The 22484-nt window shown below is 72.6% G+C and carries 20 protein-coding genes; 5 read left to right on the top strand and 15 right to left on the bottom strand.

Annotated elements, in window-relative coordinates; translation table 11 throughout:
* Positions 1 to 24 precede the first annotated feature (24 nt).
* The 7 genes from AC3EN4_RS07900 to AC3EN4_RS07870 form a co-directional block, all read right to left on the bottom strand.
* Positions 25 to 879, bottom strand: a complete 855-nt coding sequence (locus AC3EN4_RS07900) for a peptidoglycan-binding domain-containing protein (protein ID WP_435205259.1) — start codon at positions 877 to 879, stop codon at positions 25 to 27.
* 185 nt (positions 880 to 1064) lie between these two features.
* Positions 1065 to 2027, bottom strand: coding sequence for an NBR1-Ig-like domain-containing protein (locus AC3EN4_RS07895; RefSeq protein ID WP_435205258.1), 963 nt, complete (start codon positions 2025 to 2027; stop codon positions 1065 to 1067).
* 45 nt (positions 2028 to 2072) lie between these two features.
* Positions 2073 to 2750, bottom strand: a complete 678-nt coding sequence (locus tag AC3EN4_RS07890; RefSeq protein ID WP_435205257.1) for a dihydrofolate reductase family protein — start codon at positions 2748 to 2750, stop codon at positions 2073 to 2075.
* The gene (locus AC3EN4_RS07885) at positions 2747 to 3946 is read right to left on the bottom strand and encodes an RNA polymerase sigma factor (RefSeq protein WP_435205256.1); all 1200 of its coding nucleotides are present in this window, start codon (positions 3944 to 3946) and stop codon (positions 2747 to 2749) included. The genes AC3EN4_RS07890 and AC3EN4_RS07885 overlap by 4 nt, the downstream gene beginning before the upstream one ends.
* Before the next feature lie 20 nt (positions 3947 to 3966).
* Positions 3967 to 4320, bottom strand: coding sequence for a YciI family protein (locus tag AC3EN4_RS07880; RefSeq protein WP_435205255.1), 354 nt, complete (start codon positions 4318 to 4320; stop codon positions 3967 to 3969).
* Between the two features lie 40 nt (positions 4321 to 4360).
* The gene (locus AC3EN4_RS07875) at positions 4361 to 4774 is read right to left on the bottom strand and encodes a DUF6069 family protein (RefSeq protein WP_435205254.1); all 414 of its coding nucleotides are present in this window, start codon (positions 4772 to 4774) and stop codon (positions 4361 to 4363) included.
* A 104-nt stretch (positions 4775 to 4878) separates the two neighbouring features.
* A complete protein-coding gene (locus AC3EN4_RS07870) occupies positions 4879 to 5520 on the bottom strand; it encodes a TMEM175 family protein (protein ID WP_435205253.1) in 642 nt (213 codons plus the stop codon).
* Between the two features lie 188 nt (positions 5521 to 5708).
* Between AC3EN4_RS07870 and AC3EN4_RS07865 the strand changes: the two genes are divergently transcribed.
* Together AC3EN4_RS07865 and AC3EN4_RS07860 are read left to right on the top strand one after the other, a co-directional pair.
* Complete coding sequence (locus AC3EN4_RS07865) at positions 5709 to 7223, top strand: DUF1996 domain-containing protein (RefSeq protein WP_435205252.1); 1515 nt, start codon at positions 5709 to 5711, stop codon at positions 7221 to 7223.
* 160 nt (positions 7224 to 7383) lie between these two features.
* A complete protein-coding gene (locus AC3EN4_RS07860; RefSeq protein WP_435205251.1) occupies positions 7384 to 8469 on the top strand; it encodes a hypothetical protein in 1086 nt (361 codons plus the stop codon).
* 73 nt (positions 8470 to 8542) lie between these two features.
* Here AC3EN4_RS07860 and AC3EN4_RS07855 read toward each other — a convergent pair whose 3' ends face one another.
* Both AC3EN4_RS07855 and AC3EN4_RS07850 read right to left on the bottom strand, forming a co-directional pair.
* On the bottom strand, positions 8543 to 10138 hold the full coding sequence (locus AC3EN4_RS07855; RefSeq protein ID WP_435205250.1) for a hypothetical protein: 1596 nt from the start codon (positions 10136 to 10138) through the stop codon (positions 8543 to 8545).
* 178 nt (positions 10139 to 10316) lie between these two features.
* On the bottom strand, positions 10317 to 10727 hold the full coding sequence (locus AC3EN4_RS07850; protein WP_435205249.1) for a glutaredoxin domain-containing protein: 411 nt from the start codon (positions 10725 to 10727) through the stop codon (positions 10317 to 10319).
* A 244-nt stretch (positions 10728 to 10971) separates the two neighbouring features.
* Between AC3EN4_RS07850 and AC3EN4_RS07845 the strand changes: the two genes are divergently transcribed.
* The 3 genes from AC3EN4_RS07845 (at position 10972) to AC3EN4_RS07835 (ending at position 13615) form a co-directional block, all read left to right on the top strand.
* Positions 10972 to 12117 carry a hypothetical protein gene (locus AC3EN4_RS07845; protein ID WP_435205248.1) on the top strand — a complete coding sequence of 382 codons (1146 nt, stop codon included), beginning with the start codon at positions 10972 to 10974 and terminating at the stop codon, positions 12115 to 12117.
* Positions 12118 to 12291: 174 nt separating this feature from the next.
* Positions 12292 to 12921, top strand: a complete 630-nt coding sequence (locus tag AC3EN4_RS07840; RefSeq protein ID WP_435205247.1) for a response regulator transcription factor — start codon at positions 12292 to 12294, stop codon at positions 12919 to 12921.
* A gap of 109 nt (positions 12922 to 13030) precedes the next feature.
* Positions 13031 to 13615: a response regulator transcription factor gene (locus AC3EN4_RS07835; RefSeq protein ID WP_435205246.1), complete on the top strand. Its 585-nt coding sequence runs from the start codon at positions 13031 to 13033 to the stop codon at positions 13613 to 13615.
* A 10-nt stretch (positions 13616 to 13625) separates the two neighbouring features.
* On the opposite strand, the gene AC3EN4_RS07830 is transcribed toward AC3EN4_RS07835, so the two are convergent.
* From AC3EN4_RS07830 to AC3EN4_RS07805, 6 genes are all read right to left on the bottom strand, one after another.
* Positions 13626 to 15386 (bottom strand): ATP-binding cassette domain-containing protein, encoded by a 1761-nt coding sequence (locus AC3EN4_RS07830; RefSeq protein ID WP_435205245.1) that lies wholly within the window; start codon positions 15384 to 15386, stop codon positions 13626 to 13628.
* A complete protein-coding gene (locus tag AC3EN4_RS07825; RefSeq protein ID WP_435205244.1) occupies positions 15383 to 17110 on the bottom strand; it encodes an ATP-binding cassette domain-containing protein in 1728 nt (575 codons plus the stop codon). Before AC3EN4_RS07825 ends, AC3EN4_RS07830 begins: the two co-directional genes overlap by 4 nt.
* 76 nt (positions 17111 to 17186) lie before the next feature.
* Positions 17187 to 17306, bottom strand: a complete 120-nt coding sequence (locus tag AC3EN4_RS07820) for a SapB/AmfS family lanthipeptide (RefSeq protein ID WP_013734295.1) — start codon at positions 17304 to 17306, stop codon at positions 17187 to 17189.
* A gap of 5 nt (positions 17307 to 17311) precedes the next feature.
* Complete coding sequence (gene lanKC, locus AC3EN4_RS07815; RefSeq protein WP_435205243.1) at positions 17312 to 19948, bottom strand: class III lanthionine synthetase LanKC; 2637 nt, start codon at positions 19946 to 19948, stop codon at positions 17312 to 17314.
* A 155-nt stretch (positions 19949 to 20103) separates the two neighbouring features.
* Positions 20104 to 21558, bottom strand: a complete 1455-nt coding sequence (locus tag AC3EN4_RS07810) for an alkaline phosphatase PhoX (protein ID WP_435205242.1) — start codon at positions 21556 to 21558, stop codon at positions 20104 to 20106.
* 113 nt (positions 21559 to 21671) lie between these two features.
* Entirely contained in the window at positions 21672 to 22388 is a 717-nt protein-coding gene (locus AC3EN4_RS07805) for a TetR/AcrR family transcriptional regulator (protein ID WP_435205241.1), read from the bottom strand.
* Positions 22389 to 22484: the final 96 nt, after the last annotated feature.

Below are 22484 nucleotides of genomic sequence, written 5' to 3'. Positions count from 1 at the left end.
GAAACGGTGGAAGGGTGCGGGTCGCTACCCGCGCTGGTACTGCTCCCAGGTCTGGATCGGGATCTGGGGGCCGTCGTCCGGGCCACGGTTGGCCAGGCCGTTCAAGCCGAGGTGGTAGTCGCCGGTCTGGTGCTGCGCCTGACTGGACAGGTCCGTGTCGCTGATCGCCGCGGCGTGGATGTGCCACGGCCAGTCGCCCTGACTCGGGTCACGGACCCAGGCGGCGAAGCCGACCCGCCGCAGCGCCCGGACGATGGCCGTGCGCCGGGTCGCGGTCATGCCGGTGACCGCGATGTCCACCACACCCCCGCCGTCGTGCGTACCGGCCGAGGTCGGGTCGCCCCCGGGGTTGTACGAGCCCTGCTCGAGCACCAGGGTCTGGCCCAGCAGACGCTGCGCCTCGGCCAGCATCGCCTGGGTCCGGGCGTTGACGACGTACCCGTCGCGCGCGACCTTCGCGCCCGGTCCGATCGGTTTGGTGACCGTGTAGCGGTTCTGCCCGAGCTTGGTCAGCGATGTCACCCCGGGCAGGCCGTTCGCGGCGAGCCCGGTGTAGCCGAGCGAGCGCTGGTAGGCGGCGTACGCGGAGACGGTCACGGTGCCGAAGTAGCCGTCGACCCACTGCGCGTTCAGCAGGCCCTGCGCCTGCAACGCCTGCTCGACGGCGAGCACGGAGCTCTTCGCGCCGGGCGTCAGGGTGTTGTCGGGGCGGCGGGGATCGATCTGCGCGGCCAGGACGGTGGCCTCCATGTCCACGACCGGCAGCGCGGCCGTGGTGGCGGTCCGCTGCGCTGCGGCGCCGGATGCCCCCGCGTGGGCCGGAACGCCGACGGCCACGCAGAGCGCGACGAGTCCGGCGGTTAACCAGGGACGGCGCACAATGGTCCTCCTCGCAAGTGGTGAGTCGTTCTCGGTTCGACATCACCCTGCGAGAAGTGCCCTGGTGTTCGGTACCCCCGGTGTCCTGTCAGATCCGTCAGGCCGTCACCGACCTCGATGAATGCGGTGTTGTCAGGTTGATTCGAATTGATTCGAGGCCCGCACCTGACAACCGCGACCTGACCTCAGGCGGTCACGGTGACCATGAAGTACACCGGCCGTCGGGTCGGGAAGTACTCCCGCCCGGCCTCGTCGACCATCTTCCAACTGACCCAGCACCTGCCGGGCCGGCTCGGCGCGGTGACCCGAACGCGGATCATCACCTGCTCGCCGGGGGGCGTGTCACCGATCGGCACCCGATCCGGTGTCCGGCAGCCGGCGCCGTCGGCGGCGGTGTCCATCCGCGCCAGGTACCGGTGGTGCCAGTCGACCTTTCCCACGTTCGCGAGCGCCCACACCTTGTCGAACTGGGTGTTCACCTTCACCTGGGTGCCGTCGGGGATGGTGACGTCGGCGACGAACTTGCTCGAGTCCCCGGGGATCAGCGAGTCCGAGAACGCCGAAGTGGACGGTGAAACGGTCGGTGACGGCCTCGCTGTGCCGGAGCCGTCCGAGCCGGACCGGCCACGGATGCTCACGCCCAGGGCGGCGGCCACCGCCACCACCAGCACCACCGCTGCGGCGTTCAGCCACGGCAGACGCGACCGCCGCGTACCCACCACGCGCTCCTCGGCCCGCGGATCCGCGTCGAGCTGTAGCACGCCCTGCTCCGTCGGCGCGGACGCGGCGATCGCCGGAGTCGATGCGGCGATCGCCGGAGTCGATGCGGCGTTCGTCGGCGCGAGGTCAGCGTCTCCGCCGGGTCGGGCTGCCGCCGGCGGGCGCTGCGCCTCCTCCCAGCGGCGCCGCCACAGGGTTTCGTCCGCCTCGCAGGCTCGGACGAACTCCCGCGTGGTCTCCCAGGAGGGGAACCGGGTCCCGGCGGCGGCCTCGTGCAGGGTCGTGTGCGAGATCCGTCCTGATCGCCCCGCCATCTTCCGGAACGAGGGGTCGCCCGCGGCGCTGCGCAGTGCCCGCAACTGCTCGGCGAACCTCTCGGCGGGCCGTCCGTCCTGACCCGACTCCGCGGCGACACGCTGGTCCTTCATCAGTCCCCCAGGTCAGACGACTTTGTCAGACGTTGTCAGAGCGTGTCAGAGGCTACCGAACGGGCCACGGCGAGTATCAATGTGGTGCATCGACGAGACGGGGTGTCGACGGCCCCGGCCACGCCGAGGCGAACCCGGCGGATTCAGTTGTGCGGGGTGGGTCGGTAGACGAGTTCCTGGGTCCGGCCGTCGAGGCGTACGGGTCTCGACCAGCTCCAGGTCGAAGTCGGCCGCTCCGTGGAAGATCGGCTCGGTTCCGGTCTGACCGGTGACCACCGGGAACAGCGTCACCTGTACGAGGTCGACCAGGCCGGCGGCCATCAGCGTCCGGTTCATCGACAGGCTGCCGTGCGAGCGCAGGGGCACCTCGGACTCCTCCTTGAGCCGGGCGACCACGTCGACCGCGTCGCCGCGTACGAGGGTGGCGTCCGGCCAGTCGAGCGGGCCCGGAAGAGTGTTCGACACCACCGTCGCCGGCAGGCTCCTCATCCGGGTGACCCAGGCGTCGCGGATGCCGGACTCCTCGGTGCTGTCGGCCAGCAGCTGTCGGAACAGCTCGAACGTGCGGGCACCGAAGACCATGCGGTGCTCATCGTCGTACAGGGCGAGGCGACGCTCCAGCAGCTCCGGGCCCTGCTTGCCCCAGTAGCCGCCCCAGTTGCCGGTGGTGCTGCCGAAGCCGTCGAGGCTGCTGAAGACGTCGAAGGTGTAGGTGGCGGTCACGCTGGTCTCCTGCCGTGGGTGAGTTCGCTGCGACGCGCCTCGAGAAAGGCGCGTTCGGTCTCGTTGCTGGTCAGTGCGATGGCCTCGGCGTAGGCCGCGCGGGCCTGCGCGTCGCGCCCGAGCCGGGCCAGCAGCTCGGCCCGGGTGGCGGGCAGCCGGTGATAGCCGGGCAGCTCGACCGTCTCCAGCGCGGCGAGGGCCGCCTCGGGACCGTGCGCCTCGGCCACCGCCACCGCCCGGTTGAGCGCCACCACGGGGTTCGGCGTGAGCGCGAGGAGCTGGTCGTACAGCGCCAGGACCTGTCGCCAGTCGGTGGCCGCGCCGTCGGTGTGCACCGCGTTGATCGCGGCCTGGATCTGGTACGGGCCGGGCTGGTTGCGCCGCAGACAGCGGCGGACCAGGTCGTGCCCCTCGGCGATGAGGGTGGTGTTCCACAGTGACCGGTCCTGGTCGGCCAGGAGCACCAGCTCGCCGGTCGGGCCGAGCCGGGCCGGGCGACGCGCCTCGATCAGCAGGAGCAGGGCGAGCAGACCCAGCACCTCGGGCTCGTCCGGCATCAACGCGGCCAGCTCGCGGGCCAGCCGGATCGCCTCGGCGCAGAGGTCCGTCCTGATCAGCGGCCCGGCGGTGGAGGCGTAGCCCTCGTTGAACATCAGGTAGAGCACGGTGAGCACGGGCGGCAGCCGGTCCGGCAGCTCGTGCTCGGCGGGCACCCGGTAGGGGATGGCCGCGTCCCGGATCTTCTTCTTCGCGCGCACGATCCGCTGCGCGACGGTCGTCTCGCGGACCAGGTAGGCCCGGGCGATCTCCGGTACCTCGAGGCCACCGAGCAGGCGCAGGGTGAGGGCCGTCCGCGCCTCCGGGGCGAGCGCCGGGTGGCAGCAGGTGAAGATGAGTCGTAACTGGTCGTCCTTCACGGGTCCCACCTCCTGGGGTGCGTCCGGTTGGTGGAGCAGAAGGGCCTGGGCGTGCCGGGCCTGGCGGGTGGACTCTCGGCGGAGCCGGTCGACGGCCCGGTTGCGGGCGGTGGTCACGATCCAGGCGCCCGGGTTGGGCGGCAACGTGTCCCACTTCTGCACGGCCGTGGTGAAGGCGTCCTGGACCGCCTCCTCGGCCAGGTTGATGTCGCCGAGGAGGCGTGTCAGGGTGGCGACGCAACGGCCGTACTCCGCGCGGTAGACGCTCGCCAGGTCCATGTCGGTCGACCGGCTCCGGGTCAGGCCTGGGAGAGGTCGTCGAAGGGGCGTACCTCGATCGGACCGCAGGCCGCCGCGCACTTCTCCGCCCAGGCGAGCGCCTGGTCCAGATCCGGGCACTTGATGATCCAGAATCCGGCGAGGTGCTCCTTCGTCTCGGCGAACGGCCCGTCGCTCATGGTGGTGGCGCCGTTGTCGATCCGGACGACGGTGGCGCTGTCGGGCGACACGAGGCCGCCGCCGAAGACCCAGACGCCGGCGGCCTGCATCTCGTCGTTGATCCGGCCGGTCTCGGCGAACATGACCTCCACCTCCTCGTCGGACATGGCGGGCGCGCCCTCGACGAAGTGCACGGACAACAGGTACTGCTTCATGTCGATCCTCCTGTGGTGTGACGGTTCCGATGGTGGCAGTTCAGGCGGCCAGGCGGCGCGCGACGGCGGGGATCACGATCGCGGCGGCGACCAGGTGGGTGAGCATCAGCAGCGCCTTGGTGGCCGTGTCGGCGTCGGCGATGACGTCCGGCACCAGGGACAGGACCGTCAGCGCCACCGTCGTACGGATGAAGGTCCGCCGCGGTCGCCGCGCGAACCGCGACAGCAGCACTGCGAGGACGACACCGACCAGCGAGAAAACGGTGGTCAGCACACCGAATCCGGACACCGGTATCGGAGCGCCGCTCACGTCGAGGCTGACGCCCGCAGCCTGGCCGGCGCCGGCGACGATCATGGTGGCGGCGGCTGCGGCGACCGTGGCGATCAGGCCGGTCCGGACCAGCGCGCCGACGGTCGAACCGGTGGCGCGGGTGGTGTGCGCGGTCGTGGTCATCGTGCCCTCCAGCGGGTGGGTGGCCCGGCTCGATGCCGGGCTCTCACCAGGGCTACGAACGGACCCGGCCCCGATCGACAGCCACGTCCAAGTTTTTCGTCGAGTCAGCCGGGACGGTCGGTGGACTCGCCGTCCTCACCGCGGATGGGCAGGTAGTAGGCGGGCAGGAAGGCCGCGATGATGACCACGCCCGCGATGGGCAGGAACGCGCCGACGAGGGTGCCCGAGCCGATCCAGGCCAGGGCGAGCGCGAACCGGCGGCCGATGGCCCGGACACCGCGCGGGCCGAGGTCGGGGTCCAGGAGGTGGGCCCGACGAAGGTGGGCCCAGACGACGTTGAACAGGGCCGCCGCCACCCACAGTGTGGTGCCGTAGACGACCACCGCTGTCCGCAGCCCCTGCTCCGCGCGGAGCGCCTCGGCGAGCAGCGACGTCGAGAACGGCAGGAACGCGATGACCATCAGGAGCAACGTGTTGAGGAACAGGACCTGACGGTCGACGTGCCGGACACGGTCGAACATGACGTGGTGGTTGACCCACACCTGACCCACCAGCAGGAAGCTCAGCGCGTAGGCCAGGTACGACGGCCACAACGCGCCGAGGCCCCGCAGGAGGTGTCCGAAGTCCTTCGGCGGTTGGATCTCCAGCACGAGGAGCGTGACGGCGATGGCGAAGACGGCGTCGCTGAAGGCGACCAGCCGCCCCGGCTGACGCGTGAGGCGCGGGACGCCAGTCCTGGCAGGCATGCCATCAGTATTAATAAAAACTTAAGGATGCGAGGGCAAAAAATTGTTATCCGGAGCCGACTCGGCGGCCACCAGGACGCTTGCCAAGGACTTCCCTTAATTCTTTTTCCGCAGATTGCCGCAAGCCTCCGACGTGCACATACTTCATCCGACAGAGCGCCATCGTCGACTCGAAGGAATCACTGGTAATGCGCAATCCTCCCCCCGCGCACGTCGCACCGCCGGACCGGGCGCGCAAGCGCCGCCGCATTGCTCGCATCACGCTCGCCTCGGGGGTCGCCGCCGCCCTGGTCGGCAGCGGCATCTACATCGCCGGCGCCCAGGCCGAAGAGGTCGCCGTGCCGGGCCGGATCCAGGCAGAGGCCTTCGCGGCCCAGTCCGGCGCGCAGACCGAGAGCACCGGCGACGCCGACGGCGGCCGGAACGTCGGCTGGCTCGGCAATGGAGACTGGCTGCGGTACGACGGCGTCTCGATCACCGGCGCCGACCTGAAGGCCCGGGTCGCCGCGAACAACACCGACGGCGGCGCCGTCGAGCTGCGCCTCGGTACGCAGACCGGCGCCCTGCTGGCCAGCTTCCCGATCGCCCACACCGGCGGCTGGCAGAAGTGGACGACGGTGACCGCCACGGCGGCCAGCGTGCCGGCCGGCCCGCAGACCGTCTTCGCCGTCATGAAGAGCGCTTCCCGGTCGGACTTCGTGAACCTGAACTGGTTCACGTTCGGCTCCGCGACCGGCAGCACGCCGAGCACGTCACCCACCCCGGCTTCTCCCCCGGCGACGCCGACGGCCCCGGGCACCACCCCCACCACCCCGGGCACGACACCCACCACGCCGGGCACCGCGCCCGCGGCGGGTTGGGTGCCGGTCGACCAGGCCCGGTGGGACAAGGAGCTGGCGGCCTTCGACAAGCTCACGCCGAAGCCCGTGACGCCGGGAACCACCCGGGTCCCCGAGTTCCACACCGACTGCGAACTCGCCAACTCCGCTCCGGACGACCCGATCGTCGTCCCCGGCCTGCCGGGCGCGTCGCACATGCACACCTTCTTCGGCCCGAAGATCGACGCCTTCACCACCACCGACAAGCTGCTCAACTCGACGACGACCTGCAACGCCCCCGGTGACCTGAGCGCGTACTGGACGCCGGAGCTGCGCAAGGACGGCAAGCCGGTACCGATGAAGAGCTTCCGGGTCTACTACGGCTCCCGGGTGAAGGACCCGTCCACCGTCAAGCCCTTCCCGCCGGGCCTGCGGATGGTCGAGGGCGACGCCAAGAAGCAGGTGGACACTCCGAAGAACGCCGGCAGCAACCAGTTCTGGTGTGCCGGCAGTGCCGAGACCGGCCGCAGCTCCGACGGCAACTGGCCGGTCTGCGCCTCCGGCGGCAACCTCATCTTCCAGCTCGTCTTCAAGGACTGCTGGGACGGCAAGAACATCGACTCCCCCGACCACAAGTCGCACATGGGCGACCCGGTCAACGGCGTCTGCACCGGCAAGTACCCGGTGGCGGTGCCGAACCTCTCCTTCATGGTCAACTACCAGTCGCTGGGCGGGAACGGTCTCAGCCTCTCCTCCGGCAAACCGTCCTCCATGCACGGTGACTTCATGAACGCCTGGGACCCGACCCACCTCGGCCCCCTGGTGAAGTCCTGCCTCAACCAGAAGGCCAAGTGCGGCACCGAGGTGACCTTCGCCGGCGGCTGATCCGCACGCATCGCATCCGCTCGGGCGGCCCCACGCGCAGGCGTGGGGCCGCCGTTCGGTAGCGGACACCCGACACCGGAGCGCGCAGTAGCCGACTGTCAGCGCATCGTCACGGAAAGCACACTCCTCCCCGACACGTCCCTGTCACATGGAGGAACACATGCGTCTCCGCTCGTTCGTCACCGCCGCGCTGGCCGCCGTCCTGGCCGCCGGCGCGCTCGCCCCACCGACGCCGGCCGCCGCGGCCACCGCCGACCGCTGGGGATTCGCGTTCGTCAAGGACCCCACCGTGCCGGTGTGGACCGTGCTGGACACCAGCCGGCAGTGGGGTAGCTGGAAGACGGCGTTCCCCGCCGCCTGGGCCGACGGCGTCAAGCTCGCGCCCGGCCGGTTCCAGGTCCGCTTCCCCCAGGTGGGCGCCAGCTCGCGGGGCGTGCCGCACGTGACCCCGGTGAACCGGACCGGGCACTACTGCGAGGTGGTCCGCTGGTTCCAGTCCGGCGCGGACGAGATCGTCGACGTGCAGTGCCACCGGCCCGGCGGCACCCGCGAGGACACCCCGTTCACCGTCCTCTGGACGACCAGTTCCGGCGTCCTGCCGGCCGGCACCTCCCACGCGTACGTGCAGTGGACCAGCGGAGTGACGGTGCAGTCGTACAACTCGACCGGCGCGGTGAACGCCGTCGGGCCGGTGGGCGTCGGGCAGTACCTGGTACGACTCCCCGGCGTCGGACTGGCCGGCGTGCTCGCCGGCGACGTGCAGGTCACCGCCGTCCAGCCGAACGCCGGACCCCGCCGGTGCAAGGTCAACTCCTGGGGCGCGCTCGGCACCGAGGTGCAGGTGTACGTCTTCTGCTACGACCAGGCCGGGGCCGCCGTCAACACCGACTTCGTTCTCTCGTACCACCGTCGCCGGCCGGTGATCGGCTCCCTCGGCCCGCCGTCGTACTTCGGCTACCTGGGTACCGCCGTCGGCGGACCCACCAACGACAACTCGGTGCTCGGCGTCGGCGCGAACACCGTGGCGGCCATCGCGCCCGCCGGCCGTTACCTGGCGACCTTCCCGCAGATCGGTCTCAAGGAGACGCACGCCCAGGTGGTGGCGCAGGGCGCCGGCAGCAACTACTGCCACCTGACCCAGCCGTGGACGTACACCACCGACGCCGACGTCGACGTGATCTGCTTCGACAACGCCGGCACGGTCACCCCGCACCGCTTCCTGGCCACCTTCACCTCCCGCCTCTGACCGCACGCGTCCGGTCCCGCCCGGACCCGATCTGGTGATCAGGTCCGGGCGGGACCGGAGACCCGCGCCTCGGTCAGCCGAAGCAGTTGGGTACGGGCGGTGCGCTGGGCGTGCAGTTGGTGGGCCGGTTGCCGGTGATGGCCGACTTGTCGTCCACCGTGACCTGACCACCGTCGTTGAAGACGCCACCCGGCGCCACGACGGAGACGTTCTCCGTGACCTTCGATTCGTTGAGGGTGAGCCTGGCGTTGTTGTAGATTCCGCCGCCGCGCGAGTTCGTGCCGAACGCCTTGTTGCGGGCTACGACGGTGTGCCGCAGGACGACCTCCCCGCTGCCGTTGTAGACGCCGCCGCCGTTCTCGATGGTGCTTCTCGTACTGGCGGCGTTCTCACTGATCTGGCTGTCCTCGGCCACGAACTGGCCGATCTGGTTGAAGACACCGCCGCCGCGTTGGCCGGCGTCGTTCCGAACGATCCTGCCGTGCTGGAGCTGGAAGGTGCCGTCGGTGAAGATGCCGCCGCCCTCGCTGCCGGTCGTGTTCTCGGTGACCTCGATGTTCCGGGCCGTGGTGGTGGCGTTGATCCCGTTGCGGATGCCGCCGCCCCGGAAGCCGGAGCTGTTGTGGTGCACCCGGACGTTGTCGAGCACGGCGACGCTGGAGTTCGACAGGCCGCCGCCCGTGCCGCCGATCGGCACGATGGTGAAGGTCCCGATCGAGTTGTTGTCGCTGATCCTGGTGTTCTTCACCGTGAGGTTGCCGTTGTTGTGGACACCGCCGCCGTCGTACAACGCGCCGTTGTCGCTGATCCGGCTCTCGTCGTCGCCGTACCGCTCCCGGTCCTTGCCGTCCTTGTCCTTGCCGTGCTTGTCCTTGCCGCCCTGCTCGCTGCGGCCGAGGATCCTGGTGTCGCCGAAGTTGGCGATCCCTCCGCCGGAGCCGTTGGAGTGGTTGAAGACGACGTCGATGTTCTCCAGCGTGGCCCGACCGCCGACGTCGACGCGGATGCCGCCACCGCCGCCGCCGAGCCCACTCGTGTCGTCGCCGCCCTTGACGGTGGCGTCCCGGAGCTTCAGGTCACCGCCGGCCCCCACCTCGAGGATCCGGAACGGCGTCGCGCTGGCGGCGCGGACGATGGTGGAACCGTTGCCGTCGATCGTGATCGGCTGGGTGACGATCGGCAGGCCGACGGGGCCGTGGGGCACGGGTGGCTGGGGCGCGGACGCGGTGAGGGTGTAGGTGCACCCCTTGGCGAGCCGGAGCTTCGCCCCGTGACCGGCGTTCGCGCGGACGATCGCCGCGATCAGCTCGTTGGCGCCGCACGGCACGTCCCAGGCGTCCCGACCGCCACCGCTCCAGTCGTCGTCCCCGTGCTCCTTGTCGCCCCCGTGTCCCTTGTCGCCCCCGTGCTCCTTGTCGCGACCGCCCGGGTCGTGCTTTCCGCTGTCGTCGTCCGCCCGGCTGCTGCCGGCGAGGACCTGTTTCCCGAGCAGTCCGCCGCCCGCTCCGAGGGCTCCGGTCAGCCCTGCGGGCGCGCTGACGGCCGCCAGACCGGCGACCCCGGTCAGTCCGGCCACCCCGGCGACGAGCCAACGGGCCCGGCGCTTCCTCGGCGGACGGGGCTGGTCTGCCGCCGCAGCGCTGACGTTCGGGTGTCGATGGTTGGACATATCTGGCCCTTCTCCGTACACCGTGTCTCTGACGCCTCAGTCGGCGCAGACAGCGACAAATCGGTTGTCGCTCCCAGGGGGAAACGTAGTAGAGCCGAACTCACATCAACCGGACTTATGCGAAGAAGTCCTACGTTCGGCGCAGGACGTGCGCGGTCCTCGACCTGCGGAGGGAGGGTCAGAGCCGGCGAAGCCGCTCGCGGAGCCAGCCGCGGTCGGGGTTCACCACGGCCTCGGCGTCGAACACGACCGTGGGCACCGTCTCGTTGCCGCCGGTGATCGCCCGAACGGCCGCGGCACCCTCCGGGTCGTGCCAGATGTCGACCCAGTGTGCCTGCCGAGCGAGCCGGCCGAGCGAGAGGCGGAGCTGGAGGCAGTAGCGACAGCCGGGGCGCCAGTACACGATCGGAAGCCCGTCCGCCGCGCTGGCCCGCTGCGCTTCGGCGGCCCCCGTCGAACGGGGGAAAGCCCGCGGCGACACCGCGAACGCCACCGCCAGAAAGATCAGAAACTCGACACCGCCGACCACTGGCAACCCGGCGGCCAGTTGAGACGCCAGGACCACCACGCCCAGGGTCGCCGTCAACACCGTCAGAGCCCACCGCCGCACCACGCTGCGGACACTACCGTCGACGGGCGGCTGCCTCCGCGCTGCCCCGGTGGAGACCGACCCCGCGCCCAGCGTCCGTCGCACGCGCCCGGGAGCGCGTCCGACCATTGCCGGCGTTCATCAGCGGATGCGCATACGTGATGGCATCGCTACGATGGGTCAGCAATCCAGTGGGGAAGGGGGTCGTGCCCGCGTGCGAAGTCCCGTCAACGGAACCGCGCCGATGTCCGCGCCGGGTCGACCCGGGCCGGTCGTGGCCGACCGACTGCGCCGGCTCGCCCGGCGGCTGGCGTTGGTCGCGGTCGCGATCGGGGGCGGCTTCCTCCTGGCCCTGATGTTCCAGGGGCCGGCCAGCGCCGACGGCACGGGCGGCAGTTCCGGTGACGAGCTTCATCGGCAGCTCGGCGCTCTGGTGGAGCCGGTCCGACGGGTCACCGTCACCGCGCACGTCGACCACGATCGCCGGCCCGACGTACGCGCCGACGACCGTCGCCCGGACGGGCACCGCGCCCCGCTGACCGGCGCGATCGCCGGTGTCGTCGGTGCCCGTGACGTACCGTCGCCGGCCGTGTCCCGCCGGCCGACGGACACCGCGCGGGTGTCCGTGCCGCCGTCCCGGCCGGGCACATCCGTCCGGTCCGACGCCGCCCGGCACGAACGGTTGCGCTCCTCGACCGCGACCCGCGCGACGCATCGTCCCGCCCAGCGCGCCCGCCCACCCCGAGCGGCGGCGGACCCCGCGCGACAGTCGACCGACGCCGGGCCCGACCACCGAGAGCTGCCTGGACCGCTCGCCGTGCCGGCCGCGGCGGACCTGCTCACCCCGGTCCTGCGGCCCGTCGTCGGCGTCGTGTGCGCACTGCCGATCGAGCCCGTCGTCACGGCGCTCCGGCACGTCGTCGACGCCGTCCTGCCACCCGTCCTCGGCGCGGTGGTCGTACCCGCGCCGCGTACACCGGGCGCTCCCCCGGCGACCGAGCCGACCGCCGCGCCGCCGTCGCGCGCGGCACCCGCGCCGGGCCCACCGACGCCGCCGCCGGCTCCGGCGTCGCCGCCGGTACCCGCTGCGGCGACGCCGCCTCCGACCGCGCCACCGCCGACAGCCGTGGCCGCGTACCGACCTCCCCCGGCCCCACCGGGCCACCACGCCGCCCGCCCGGCGCCGCCGGGCGCGGCGGCCTCTCCTCCAGGTCAGCCCGTCACCCCGGTCGACCAGGACGCCGCCGGCACCGACGGGGGCTCGACGCCCACGCCGGGTCTGGTCCGGCCCGCTCACCGGCAGTCACACCCCGGCATCGCCGCGCCCTGTCACCTCGTGCCGCTCTTCGTCGAGAGCCGAACTCCGTCTGCGATCGCCCGCCCGGGCTGAGGCCGGCCGCCGACCCCCGGGCTGCCCGCCCGCGTGGTCGGTCCCTCCCCGCTGGCCTGGCCAACGGTTCCCGCGCCCGCCCGAACGGCGTCGTGGGCCCGTGGCCGCCCGACTTTCCGCGCACGACGATCGTGGCCGACCCGTGGACACACCGGGTTCGGTGACCGTCGTGACGTGCACCTGAGATCGGAGAACACGGTGATCCACGTTGTTGTCGCCGAGGACATGGGTTTGCTGCGCGGAGCGCTCTGCGCCGCGCTCTCCCGTGAGGAGGACATGGAGGTGGTCGCCGACGTCGAGGGCGTCGGCAACCTGTTGAAGGCGGTCCGCCGGTGCCGGCCCCAGGTGGTGGTGCTGGCGCTGACACCGGAGCTGCCCGATCCGGTGGAGGTGGTCGCCCGGATCAGCGCCGAGGCGCCGCACGCCGCCGTGCTGGCGATGAGCCCTCGGTGGAGCCCGGCGCTGGTGGAGGCGGCGTTGGCGGCCGGCGCACGCGGCCTGCTGGGTAAGGACAGCCCGTTGGTGGAGTTGGTGCGCGCGATCCGCGCGCTCGCCGCCGGGGAGCGGGCGATCGACCCGGCCGCCGCGGTGGCGGTGCTCAGTCCCCCGGAGATGCCGTTGACGCCCCGGGAGTTGGACGTGCTGCGGATGGCTGCCGAGGGACTGCCACTCAAGGAGATCGCCGGTCGCCTCTTCCTGGCCCACGGGACGGTGCGTAACCACCTGTCGGCGATCCTGCGCAAGATCGGGGCCCGCAACCGGTTGGAGGCGGTGTGGCACGCCCGGCGCAACGGCTGGCTGTAGGCATCGGGGCGGGTCCCGGCGGACCCGCCCCGTCGCCGTGCGGCCCGGACGGAAGCGTGTTTGAATATTGACGTTGAGTGATCACTATGCAAGCGCGGGAAGGTTCGTCGTGATCCGTACCCTGCTCGCTCTGGACGGTGCCCTGGTGCTGGGCGCGCTGTCGTTCGTCCTCGCCGCCGAGGAGGACATCCACGTCGTGGCGGAACTGGATCGCGGCGACGCGGTCCCCGCCGCCGTCCGTACCCAGCGCCCGGACGTGGTGGTGGCCGACCTCGACCTCGTCGAGGAGGAGGTGCCCGGCCGCCTGGGCCTGTGCCCCGTCCTGATGCTGGTCCACCCGCAGCGGGCCCGCCGACTGCGGGGCATGCTCAGCCCGTCGCGGACGATGGGCATCCTGCGCAACGACGCCGCTCCCCAGCGGGTGGTCGACGGGATCCGCCGGCTCGCCCGCCGGGAGCCCGTCCTCGACGCGGACCTCGTCGTCGCGGCCCTGCGCTCGGACAACCCGCTCTCCGACCGCGAGCGGCAGGTGTTGACGTTGACGGCGGCGGGCGCGCCGGTCGCCGAGGTGGCGGCGACGCTCGGGCTCACCCGCGGCACGGTCCGCAACCACCTCGGCCGGATCGCCCGCAAGGTGGGTGCGCGCACCCGGGTGGAGGCGGTGCGGTTGGCGGGCGAGGCGGGCTGGATCTGACCGGCCGGTCTCAGCCCTGCCGCTCCGCCACCCGCAAGGGCGTCCTCGGCTCGTCCCAGCAGCCGACGAGCGCCCGGTAGGTGGCCGAGCGGGTCAGCAGCTGCTCGTGCGTGCCCACGGTGGGCGCGTTCCCGTCGAGGACCAGCACCCGCTCGGCCCGCAGGGCCGAACTGATCCGGTGGGCGACCACGACGAGGCTGCCGGGTCGCCGGGCGAAGGCGGCCTCGACGGTCGCCTCCAGCGCCGGGTCGAGGTGGCAGGTCGCCTCGTCCAGGACCGCCAGCGGGGCGGGCGCGAGCCAGGCCCGCGCCGCCGCCACGAGCTGCCGCTCGCCGGCGGAGAGCAGGGCCGGTACGACCGGCGCGGCCAGGCCGCCCAGACGGGTCGCCAGGGGGCGCGCGCCGAGCGCGTCGAGGGCCGCCTCCAGGGTGTCGTCGTCGGCGTCGGGCCGCAGGTAGCGCAGGTTGTCGGCGAGCGTGCCGGTGAAGACGTACGCCTCCTGGGGCAGCAGCACCCGCAGCCGGGCCAGCGCGGCCGGTGCGGTGTCGGCGACCGGCACGCCGGCCAGGTGGACCGTGCCCTCCTGCGGTGGCACGAGACCGGCCAGCAGGGCGGCCAGGGTGGACTTGCCCGTGCCGCTGGGTCCCACCACGGCCAGGTGATCACCGTCGGCCAGCGTCAGGGAGAAGTTCCGCAGCACCGGCGCGGCGCTCGGGCCGTACCGGAAGGTCAGTCCCCGGACCTCGGCGGCCGGTGCGCCGCCGACCGGCCCGGTGGGCGGGCGTGGGCCGGGCGTCGCCTCCCCGCGAGCCGGCGGGTCGGGATGGACGCGCAGGATGTTCTCCAGGGTGACCGCGTAGCGCAGCCCGCCGCCGCCGAGGCCCTGCACGAGGGTGTGCAGGGCCGGTTGCAGCCCGGTGGACACGTAGATCAGCGCCCCGAGGATCGCGCCCGCCGTCATCCCACGGTCGACCAGCCACGGGGCGGCGACCAGCAGCACCGCCAACGGCGACCAGCCGCCGATACCGAGGCTGAGGCTGCGGACCACCGCCATCCGGGCGAGGGTGCGCTCGGCGGCGGCCTGCGCCGACACCCGGCGTTCCACGTCGGACGTCACGCGCGCCTGGGCGCCACAGGCCAGCACGTCCCGGTGACCGGCCAGTGCCGTCGCCGCCGACCGGCCCAGCAGCTCACCGGCACGCACATATGCCCGCTGGTGCGCGACCATGGCCGGCAGCGCGGCGAGGAACACGACCAGGCCGACGACCAGCGGCGCGGCGGCCAGCGCCGCCGCCACCGGCGCGAGGGCGAGGAGGCCGAGCAGGGCCGCGCCGGCGGAGAAGAGGAAACCACGCGTCACCATCAGCAGCCCGGCGAAGGTGTCCCGGACGATCTCCATCTGGTGGGTCAGCCGGGTCATCGCCGCGCTGTCCGGACGACCACCGGCCCGGGTGGCGTCGCGCAGCGCGCCCCGCACCACCTGGGCGGCCACCTCGTCCCGGAACGGCTCGACCAGCGCGCCGAGGCTCCGGTACGTCCGGCCGGTCGCCACCGCGCCGACCAGCACGGCCACCGCGAGGACCGCCAGCCAGGCCAGGCCGTCGACCAGGCGTCCGGCCAGGAAGCCGTGGTCGACGGCACGGGCGACGAGCAGGCCGGCGAGCAGCGCGGGCAGCGCCTCGACGAGCGACCACCCGCAGAGCCGGGCGAGGTCGCCCCGGCGGGCCCGCAGCGCCCGCCAGGTGACCTGGCGTACGGTCGGCGGGGTCACGACCCACCGCCGGCCGGCCCGAACACGGCCCGGTAGTCCGGGTCGGCCCAGAGTCGCCGGTGCGGCGCCAGCCCGCGCAGCCGACCGCCGTCCAGCCAGGCCACGAGGTCGGCGCCGGCCGCCGCCGCCGTCCGGTGGGTGATGACCAGTCGGGTCCGCTCGCCGGCGCGCCCGACGACCGCCTCGGTGATCCGGTGTTCGGTCGCGGTGTCCAGGCTGGACGTGGCGTCGTCCAGGATGAGCAGCCGTTCGGCGGCGAACGCCCGGGCCAGGCCGAGGCGTTGGGTCTCCCCACCGGACAGTGGCGTGTCCACCAGCGGGGTGCGGTACCCCTGGGGCAGCCGGTCGATCACGTCGGCGACCGCCGCCAGCCGGGCCGCCCGCAGGACCGCGGGCGTGGCCGGCCGCCCGTCGGCCGGGGGTGCCGCGGCGGCGTCCGGCAACGCCAGACCGATCGCGTCGTGGACGGTCGCCCCGATCAGCACCGGCTGGTCGAAGGCGTAGCCGACGGCTCGGCGCAGCACCGAGGCGTCGAGGTCGCGCAGCGGTACGCCGTCGAGGCGCACCTCGCCGTGGTCCGGGTCGTGCAGCCGTCCCGCCACCGCCGCGAGGGTCGACTTGCCGGCGCCGGACGCGCCGACGACGGCCACGGTCGCGCCGGCCGGTACGTCCAGGTCGATGCCGTCCAGGACGGGCCGGCCGTCGTCGCCGTACACCCGTACGTCGCGCAGTCGCAGCGCGCCGCCGCCGGGCGGGAGGGGCCGGTCGCCGCCGGGCGCGGCGGACTGTCGCAGCGGCTCGGCGACCCGGTGCGCCCCGGCACGGCTGCGCACCAGGTGGTTGAGGGTGGCGAGGACCGCACCGAGCCCGGCGCCCATGGCCGCGTACCGGACGGCGGCGACCAGCTCACCGGGCGTGAGCCAGCCGGCCGTGAGGGCGTACCCGCCGACCGCGACGACGCTCAGGTGCAGCAGCGGCGCCACGGCGGAGGTACGCGCGCTGGCCCGGGCGAGCAGGTCCCAGGTCCGACGGCCGTGCCGGCCCAACTCGGGCAGGGCCGCCAGCACCCGGGCCTCCTCACGGTGGATCGTGGCCGCGGCGGCGATGGTCCGGGCCCCGGTCAGCGACTCCAGCAGACGGCCGGCGATGACGCCGAGCACCCGTTGGTAGCCGGCGGTCGCGGTGGAGGCGTCGGCCACGAAGGCGCGCATGAGGACGGCGAGCAGGCCGAGGCCGGCGAGCAGGGTGATCCCGAGGACGGGCTCCAGCATGGTGAGCGCGACGACGCTGCCGAGGGGCGGCAGCACCGCCACGGCGGTCAGGACCACGGCGTTGCCGGCCTGTCCCGCGTCGGCGGCCTGGCCGACCAATCGACCGACGAGGTCCCCCACCGGGTACCGGCGGGTGGCCCGCACGTCCAACGCGAACAGGTGGCGCAGCAGGTGACGGCGTAACCCGGCGGTGGCGCGCGCCGCGCCGAATCCGCTGGCCAGGTCCGTCAGGGCGTCGACGCAGACGAGCGCGACCACCAGGGCGCAGGCGGCCACCGCCCACCAGATCGAGCCACCGGTGAGGGCGGCGTCGACGGCGCGACCCAGGGCCGCGGGAAGCAACAGTTCGGCGGCCGCGCCCACAAGCGCGACCACCGCGAGGCCGGCCGTCCAGCCGCCGCCGGCCAGGACCGTCCGCCGCAGCAGCCGGTCCCCCGCGTCGAACGTCGACATCGGACCTCCCGGTGCTACGCGGTCGCCCTGGGTGGGCACGTCTGCCCACCCAGGGCGATCACGTTGTTGCGACGGATCAGTTGCAGGTCGTGACGGAGAGCGAGCTGTCGCCGCAGAGCAGCAGGCTCGCCCGGCTACCGCCACCCGTGCGGTCGGCCGGAGCCATCTCCAGGCCCTGGAGGTCCAGAAGCGCCATGTCGTTCACCTCCCTTCCTTCCGATCGTCGATCCTGTCGCCCCCGCTGTGACGGGGGAGTCTCTGCGCGCCCGGCAGGGGCGCGAGGAAGGGCAGCGTCGGCGGGTCGTCGTGCCGCGCGCAGGTCAGCGCGTAGAGCACGCCGGCGGTGCCGGTGCCGAGGTCCATGGAGAGCCGGAGCAACTGCTCACCGGGGAACGCGGTCCCCTCCTGGTACGGCAGCGCGTGCCAGGCCAGCCGGTCCACCTGCGCGTCCAGTTCCCGGCGGTCGCCGTCCCGAACGGACGCGGCGAGGTAGGCGATGATGCCGGCCCGCCCGGCGAAGAGCCCGGTCTGCGCGTAGAACGGTGACCGCGCCGCGCGGCGGATCCCCGCGCTGGCCTCGGCGAACCCGTCGTCGTCGCGGTGGCGCAGGTACGCGTCGAGGACCAGTCCGATGCCGACGCTGCCGTGTGCCAGGTACGGCATGGTCCGCCAGCCCTCGTTGACCTCCAGGGCGCCGTCCGGGCGCAGCACGCACCGGCGCAGGTCCTGACGCAGCGCCGTGGCGGCGTGCGCCAACAGGTCCTCGTCGCCGCTGAGCTCGTAGAGCCGCACCAGCATCAGCGCCGGTCCGGTCCGGCCGCGCAGCAGCCCGGCGTACGGGTGCCGACCGCCGCTGATGTCCGGGCCGGGGTCGTCGGCCAGTTGCCCGATCACCCGCTCGGCGGCCCGCCACGCGGCGTCGCGCAACGACACCTCCCCGGTGCGGGCGGCCAGGTCGGCCAGGTTGAGCGCGATCCCGGACAGCCCGCTCGCCAGGCTGTGGTCGAGCCCGTCCAGCGGTTCGCGCAGGCAGATGTCGAGCACGTCCAGCGCGTCCTGGCGTCGGCCGAGGCGTTCCAGGGCGTGGGCGACACCGTGCAGGCCGTCGTAGAAGCCGCAGCGGGTGCCGGACGGGGGCGCGGTCGCCCGCCGTACCAGCCAGTCCTCGTGCTCGGGCCATCGTCCGACGCCGCTGGTGTGCAGCGCGTACAGCACTCCCGCCGCCCCGTGGGCGAGGTTGAGGCCGCCGCTGCGGAACTGCTCGATGTCGCCGGGGAAGAGCCGGTCGTCGCGCATCGGGGTGGCGCTGGCCAGGATCGCCGTCGCCAGCCGGTCGGGCGTGACGGGCGCGTCGTGCGCTCCCGTCACCTGCGGGCCGCCGGTGATCTCCTCGACCGCCGGGTCGAGGAAGGACCTCGGCACCGGAAAGTTCGCGGCGATGACGTCGGCCAGGTGCGCCGCCTTCGCCGGGGCGAGCCGCACCAGCTGGGTCAGTGGCAGGAACAACGCCAACCGCAGGCAGGCCAGGGCGTACGTGTCTACCCCCGGCCCGGTCCGGTCCCGGGGAGCCGCGAAGCCCTGGTTGCGCAGCCCGGGTCGGCGGTGCCCGTCGATCGGGGCGGCCACCTCGAAGTCGACAAGCGCGACCCGGTCGTCCGGACGGATCATGATGTTGAACAGGTGCAGGTCGCCGTAGACCAGGCCGCGTTCGTGGATCGCCGCGACGAGGGTCTCGACCTGCTCGTGGACGTGCCGGGCCCAGCGGGCGTACGCCGCCCGGTCCTCGTCGGTCGCGTCGGCGTCGATCAGCGGGTACCTGTCGACGAGCACCTTGTTCAACGGCCGGCCCTCGATGAACTCCAGCGCGAGGAACCGGTGCTCGCCCAGGTCGAACTCGTCGTGCACCCGCGGCACCTGCGGCAGGTCGGCGAGCTGCCGCAGGGCGTCGGCCTCCCGTGCCAGCCGGGCGACCGCGTCGACGCCGTCGGCGTCCAGGCCGGCGTGCGGCCGGGCCTCCTTCAACACCACCTGGGTGTCGGTACGCAGATCCCGGCCCACGTACAGGCCACCACCGTTGGAGAAGTGGATGACCCGTTCGATCCGGTACGGCACCTGGTCGGTGCTGGTTCCGCTGCGGGCCGCCAGGTGCGGGCCGAGAAAGTCGGGCAGGGTCACCCAGTCCGGTACGTGGAAGACGGGGTCGCGGCGGTCCGGCACCAGCGTGCCCGAGTCGTCCTCGATCGCCGGCACCACCTGACCGTCCGGCGAGTGGCAGTAGCGGGCGGCGAATCCGCCGTAACGCACGTGGACCGGGCCGGCGCCGTACCGCAGGTCGCTGAGGATGTACGGCCCGGTCTCGCCGGTCAGGAGCTCGTCGAGCTCCTTGCAGACCAGCTCCAGCTCCGCCTCGTCACGCGGGTAGACGGTGACGAACTTGCCGCTGGCGGCGCGGGAGGCGTACTTGGAGTTGCGCAGCAGCAGCGTGCGGGGTCCACGGAGGAACTTGAAGGACAGGCCCCGGGGTACGCAGTAGTCCCAGACGGCGTCCAGCACCCGCTCGGCGTTCACCAGACCCGCCGACACGTGGATCTTCCAGCCCTGCTGCGGCAGCGAGCCGCCGTCGGGGGCGTAGATCAGCCAGTCGTCGAGCGGCTCGCGGCGCCAGCCGGTCGGGATCTCCCGCTCGGCGGCCGGAAAGACGGGCTGCGCGACCGCGCTGCCCAGCGAGTCGTAGAACAGGCGATCGGCGGCGCAGTAGCTGTCGTAGCGTTCGTCCACCGTCCCGCCGCCTCTCGATTCCGGCCGGCTGTTGTCGTCCGGCGTTGCATCGAGTCTCATCGACGGGCCCCGGTGGCCTCCAGTGCGCTTAGTCACCGACCGTGATGCGAGGTGCACCCGAACTGGTGACAATAGTCAGGCACTGTGGAGGTTTGAAAAGACGGCAGGTGGGCACCAGGCGTCGCCCGATACCCACCTGCCGGTCCGGCCGGTCGTCAGCCCAGGTACTTCTCCCACGGGCCGGTGATGGCCAGGGTCAGGCCCGGGTCCTGCATGTTGACGAACAGCACCCTGCCGTCGGCGCTGAAGGTCGGCCCGCAGAACTCCGAGTCGTTGAGCTGGTTGCGGGCGATCGCGTACGTCGGGCCGCCCGGGATGGTGCTGAGCACGTGCGAGGCGCCCTTGCCGTCCTCGGCGAGCACGAGGCTGCCCCACGGGGTGACCGTCACGTTGTCCGGCCCGTCGAAGGTGAGGTCGGTGTACCTGACCGGCGTCCCCTCCTCGGAGGCGGTCTGGTGCGGGAAGTACGTCACGAGCTGGATGGTCTGGTTCTTGAAGTGGTAGAACCAGACCATGCCGTCGTGCGGCGCCGCGTCGGCCGGCAGGTCACCCTCGTCCCAGGCGTAGGAGTTGACGACGTACACGCCCTCGTCGGTGCTCCACACGCCCTCGAACTTGCGACCCCGGGTGACCTGGCCGTCGGCGAACTGCTCGCGGACGGAGGTGTGCCGCGCGTCGCGGTCCGGCACCTCGATCCACCGCACCGGGAACGGACGGCCGAGCTGGGCGGAGGTCAGGTAGGCGACGTCCGGCAACACGGAGCCGTCGTCCATGATGATCTGCATCGCGGCGAGGACACCGGCGTCGGGCGCGAGGCGGGTCAGCACGCCGGGGCCCAGCTTCACGCCGCGCGGAGCGGACCAGCGGTAGAAGAGTCCGTTGGGCTCGTCGGCGTCCTCGGAGAGGTAGACGTGGGTGCGGTCCTTGTCGATCGCCAGGGCCTCGTGGGAGTAGCGACCCAGGCACTTGATCGGCCGCGGGTCCGCGCTGCCGTCGGCCCAGACCTCGAAGACGTACCCGTGGTCCTTGGCGTAGACGCCGGAGCGGTCGCCCTCGGTCCACCTGTCGCCGGCCCGGTCCTCGGTCTCCTCGCAGGTCAGCCAGGTGCCCCACGGGGTCGGGCCACCCGCGCAGTTGGAGATGGTGCCGGAGAGGGCGACGAACTCGCCCAGGTTGCGGCCCGCGACGTCGGTCGTGATCACCGTGCAGCCACCGGCGTCGACGGCGCCCGGGTCGTAGACGGTGCCCTTGACGTGCGGTACGCCGAACTCGGCGCCCGGGTCGATCTCGTGGTTCTGGATCAGGGTGTAGCGACCACGTCCGGCGTCGTAGACGGCCATGCCGTCGTGGTCCGCCGGGGTCACGCCCTGACCACGGTCGAGGCGGGTGACGCCGGTGCGGGTGACGATCGTGTAGCGGAAGCCCTCGGGCAGGGCCAGGATCCCCTTGGGGTCGTCCACCAGCGGCGGGAAGGGGACGCGACCGCCCGAGCCCGGCGAGTGCGGTCGGGCCGGGCTGGCCTGCGCCAGGGACGGCAGGCCGCCGGCGACGGCGAGGCCCACACCGGCGGCGGCGCCGCCGGCGAGGAAGGTACGACGGGAGGAAGGCACGCGGATCAGCTCCTGATCAAGACAAGTGCGACGGCCGACAGCCAACCCCCACCGACGGACGGCGACGCGTCACCTGTGGGGTCCACCGGTGACATCGGGGTGAAGATTCGGCGTCACCGGGGTCGTCGCGGTGCCGTCCAGCCCTGCTCGTGCAGCCGTTCGATGCCGTCCAGCAGCAGGTCGAGCGCGAACTCGAACTCGAACTGGTCGTCGCAGCCCTGCCCCACGACCGTCTCGTCGTCGTGGGACGCCGCGGTGGCGATCTCCGCCAGGTGCGGGAACCGGGCGGCGAACTCGGGCGGCAGCGCCGCGACCGGCTCGGGGCTGGTCGGTCCGGACCGGCCGGCGCGGCGGGAGTCGTCGAACAGTTCCTGGCTGAAGCCCAGCACCCGGCTGCCCATCGTGTGCATGACGTGGTGCGCGAGGTTCGCGGAGAACCCGCCGGCCTTGAGGGTGCCGACCACCGAGTCGAGGTAGGCCAGGACGGCCGGCGTCGCCATGGTCCGCGACTCGATGGCCAGCGGCGCCCAGGGGTGCCGGCGCAGCACCTCCCGCGCCGAGAGGATGCGCCGACGGATGGCGTCCTTCCAGGTGGTGTCGCGCTCGGGCGGGTCGATCTGGCCGACGATCACGTCGATCATGCCGTCGAGCAGTTCGTCCTTGTTGGCCACGTGCTTGTAGAGAGCCATCGGCACGACGCCCAGGTCCTGGGCGAGGTTGCGCATGCTGAGCGATTCGATGCCGGTCTCGTCGGCGAGCGCGACGGCCGCCCGCAGGATGCGCTCCCTGCTCAGCGGCGTGCGGCGCAGTGTCTCAGCCTGCTCGACCATCTCGTCCTCGTCCTGTCCGGCGGTTGATGAACGATAACCACCTTGACAGGTGTACGGCGTACACCTACCGTCGGTGTACACCGTACACCTCAGGGA

The sequence above is a fragment of the Micromonospora sp. bgisy143 genome, assembly GCF_057708145.1.
The sequence above is the reverse complement of the archived record's forward strand: the minus strand, read 5'-3'. Positions and strand labels throughout refer to the sequence as shown.

Bases quoted from the DNA above. Each gene is read 5' to 3' on its own strand.
- AC3EN4_RS07865 (WP_435205252.1), top strand. From the start codon at position 5,709: ATGCGCAATCCTCCCCCCGCGCACGTCGCACCGCCGGACCGGGCGCGC.
- AC3EN4_RS07870 (WP_435205253.1), bottom strand. From the start codon at position 5,520: ATGCCTGCCAGGACTGGCGTCCCGCGCCTCACGCGTCAGCCGGGGCGG.
- AC3EN4_RS07825 (WP_435205244.1), bottom strand. From the start codon at position 17,110: ATGTCGACGTTCGACGCGGGGGACCGGCTGCTGCGGCGGACGGTCCTG.
- AC3EN4_RS07860 (WP_435205251.1), top strand. From the start codon at position 7,384: ATGCGTCTCCGCTCGTTCGTCACCGCCGCGCTGGCCGCCGTCCTGGCC.
- AC3EN4_RS07880 (WP_435205255.1), bottom strand. From the start codon at position 4,320: ATGAAGCAGTACCTGTTGTCCGTGCACTTCGTCGAGGGCGCGCCCGCC.
- AC3EN4_RS07805 (WP_435205241.1), bottom strand. From the start codon at position 22,388: ATGGTCGAGCAGGCTGAGACACTGCGCCGCACGCCGCTGAGCAGGGAG.
- AC3EN4_RS07895 (WP_435205258.1), bottom strand. From the start codon at position 2,027: ATGAAGGACCAGCGTGTCGCCGCGGAGTCGGGTCAGGACGGACGGCCC.
- AC3EN4_RS07855 (WP_435205250.1), bottom strand. From the start codon at position 10,138: ATGTCCAACCATCGACACCCGAACGTCAGCGCTGCGGCGGCAGACCAG.
- AC3EN4_RS07820 (WP_013734295.1), bottom strand. From the start codon at position 17,306: ATGGCGCTTCTGGACCTCCAGGGCCTGGAGATGGCTCCGGCCGACCGC.
- lanKC (WP_435205243.1), bottom strand. From the start codon at position 19,948: ATGAGACTCGATGCAACGCCGGACGACAACAGCCGGCCGGAATCGAGA.
- AC3EN4_RS07885 (WP_435205256.1), bottom strand. From the start codon at position 3,946: ATGGACCTGGCGAGCGTCTACCGCGCGGAGTACGGCCGTTGCGTCGCC.
- AC3EN4_RS07875 (WP_435205254.1), bottom strand. From the start codon at position 4,774: ATGACCACGACCGCGCACACCACCCGCGCCACCGGTTCGACCGTCGGC.
- AC3EN4_RS07845 (WP_435205248.1), top strand. From the start codon at position 10,972: ATGTCCGCGCCGGGTCGACCCGGGCCGGTCGTGGCCGACCGACTGCGC.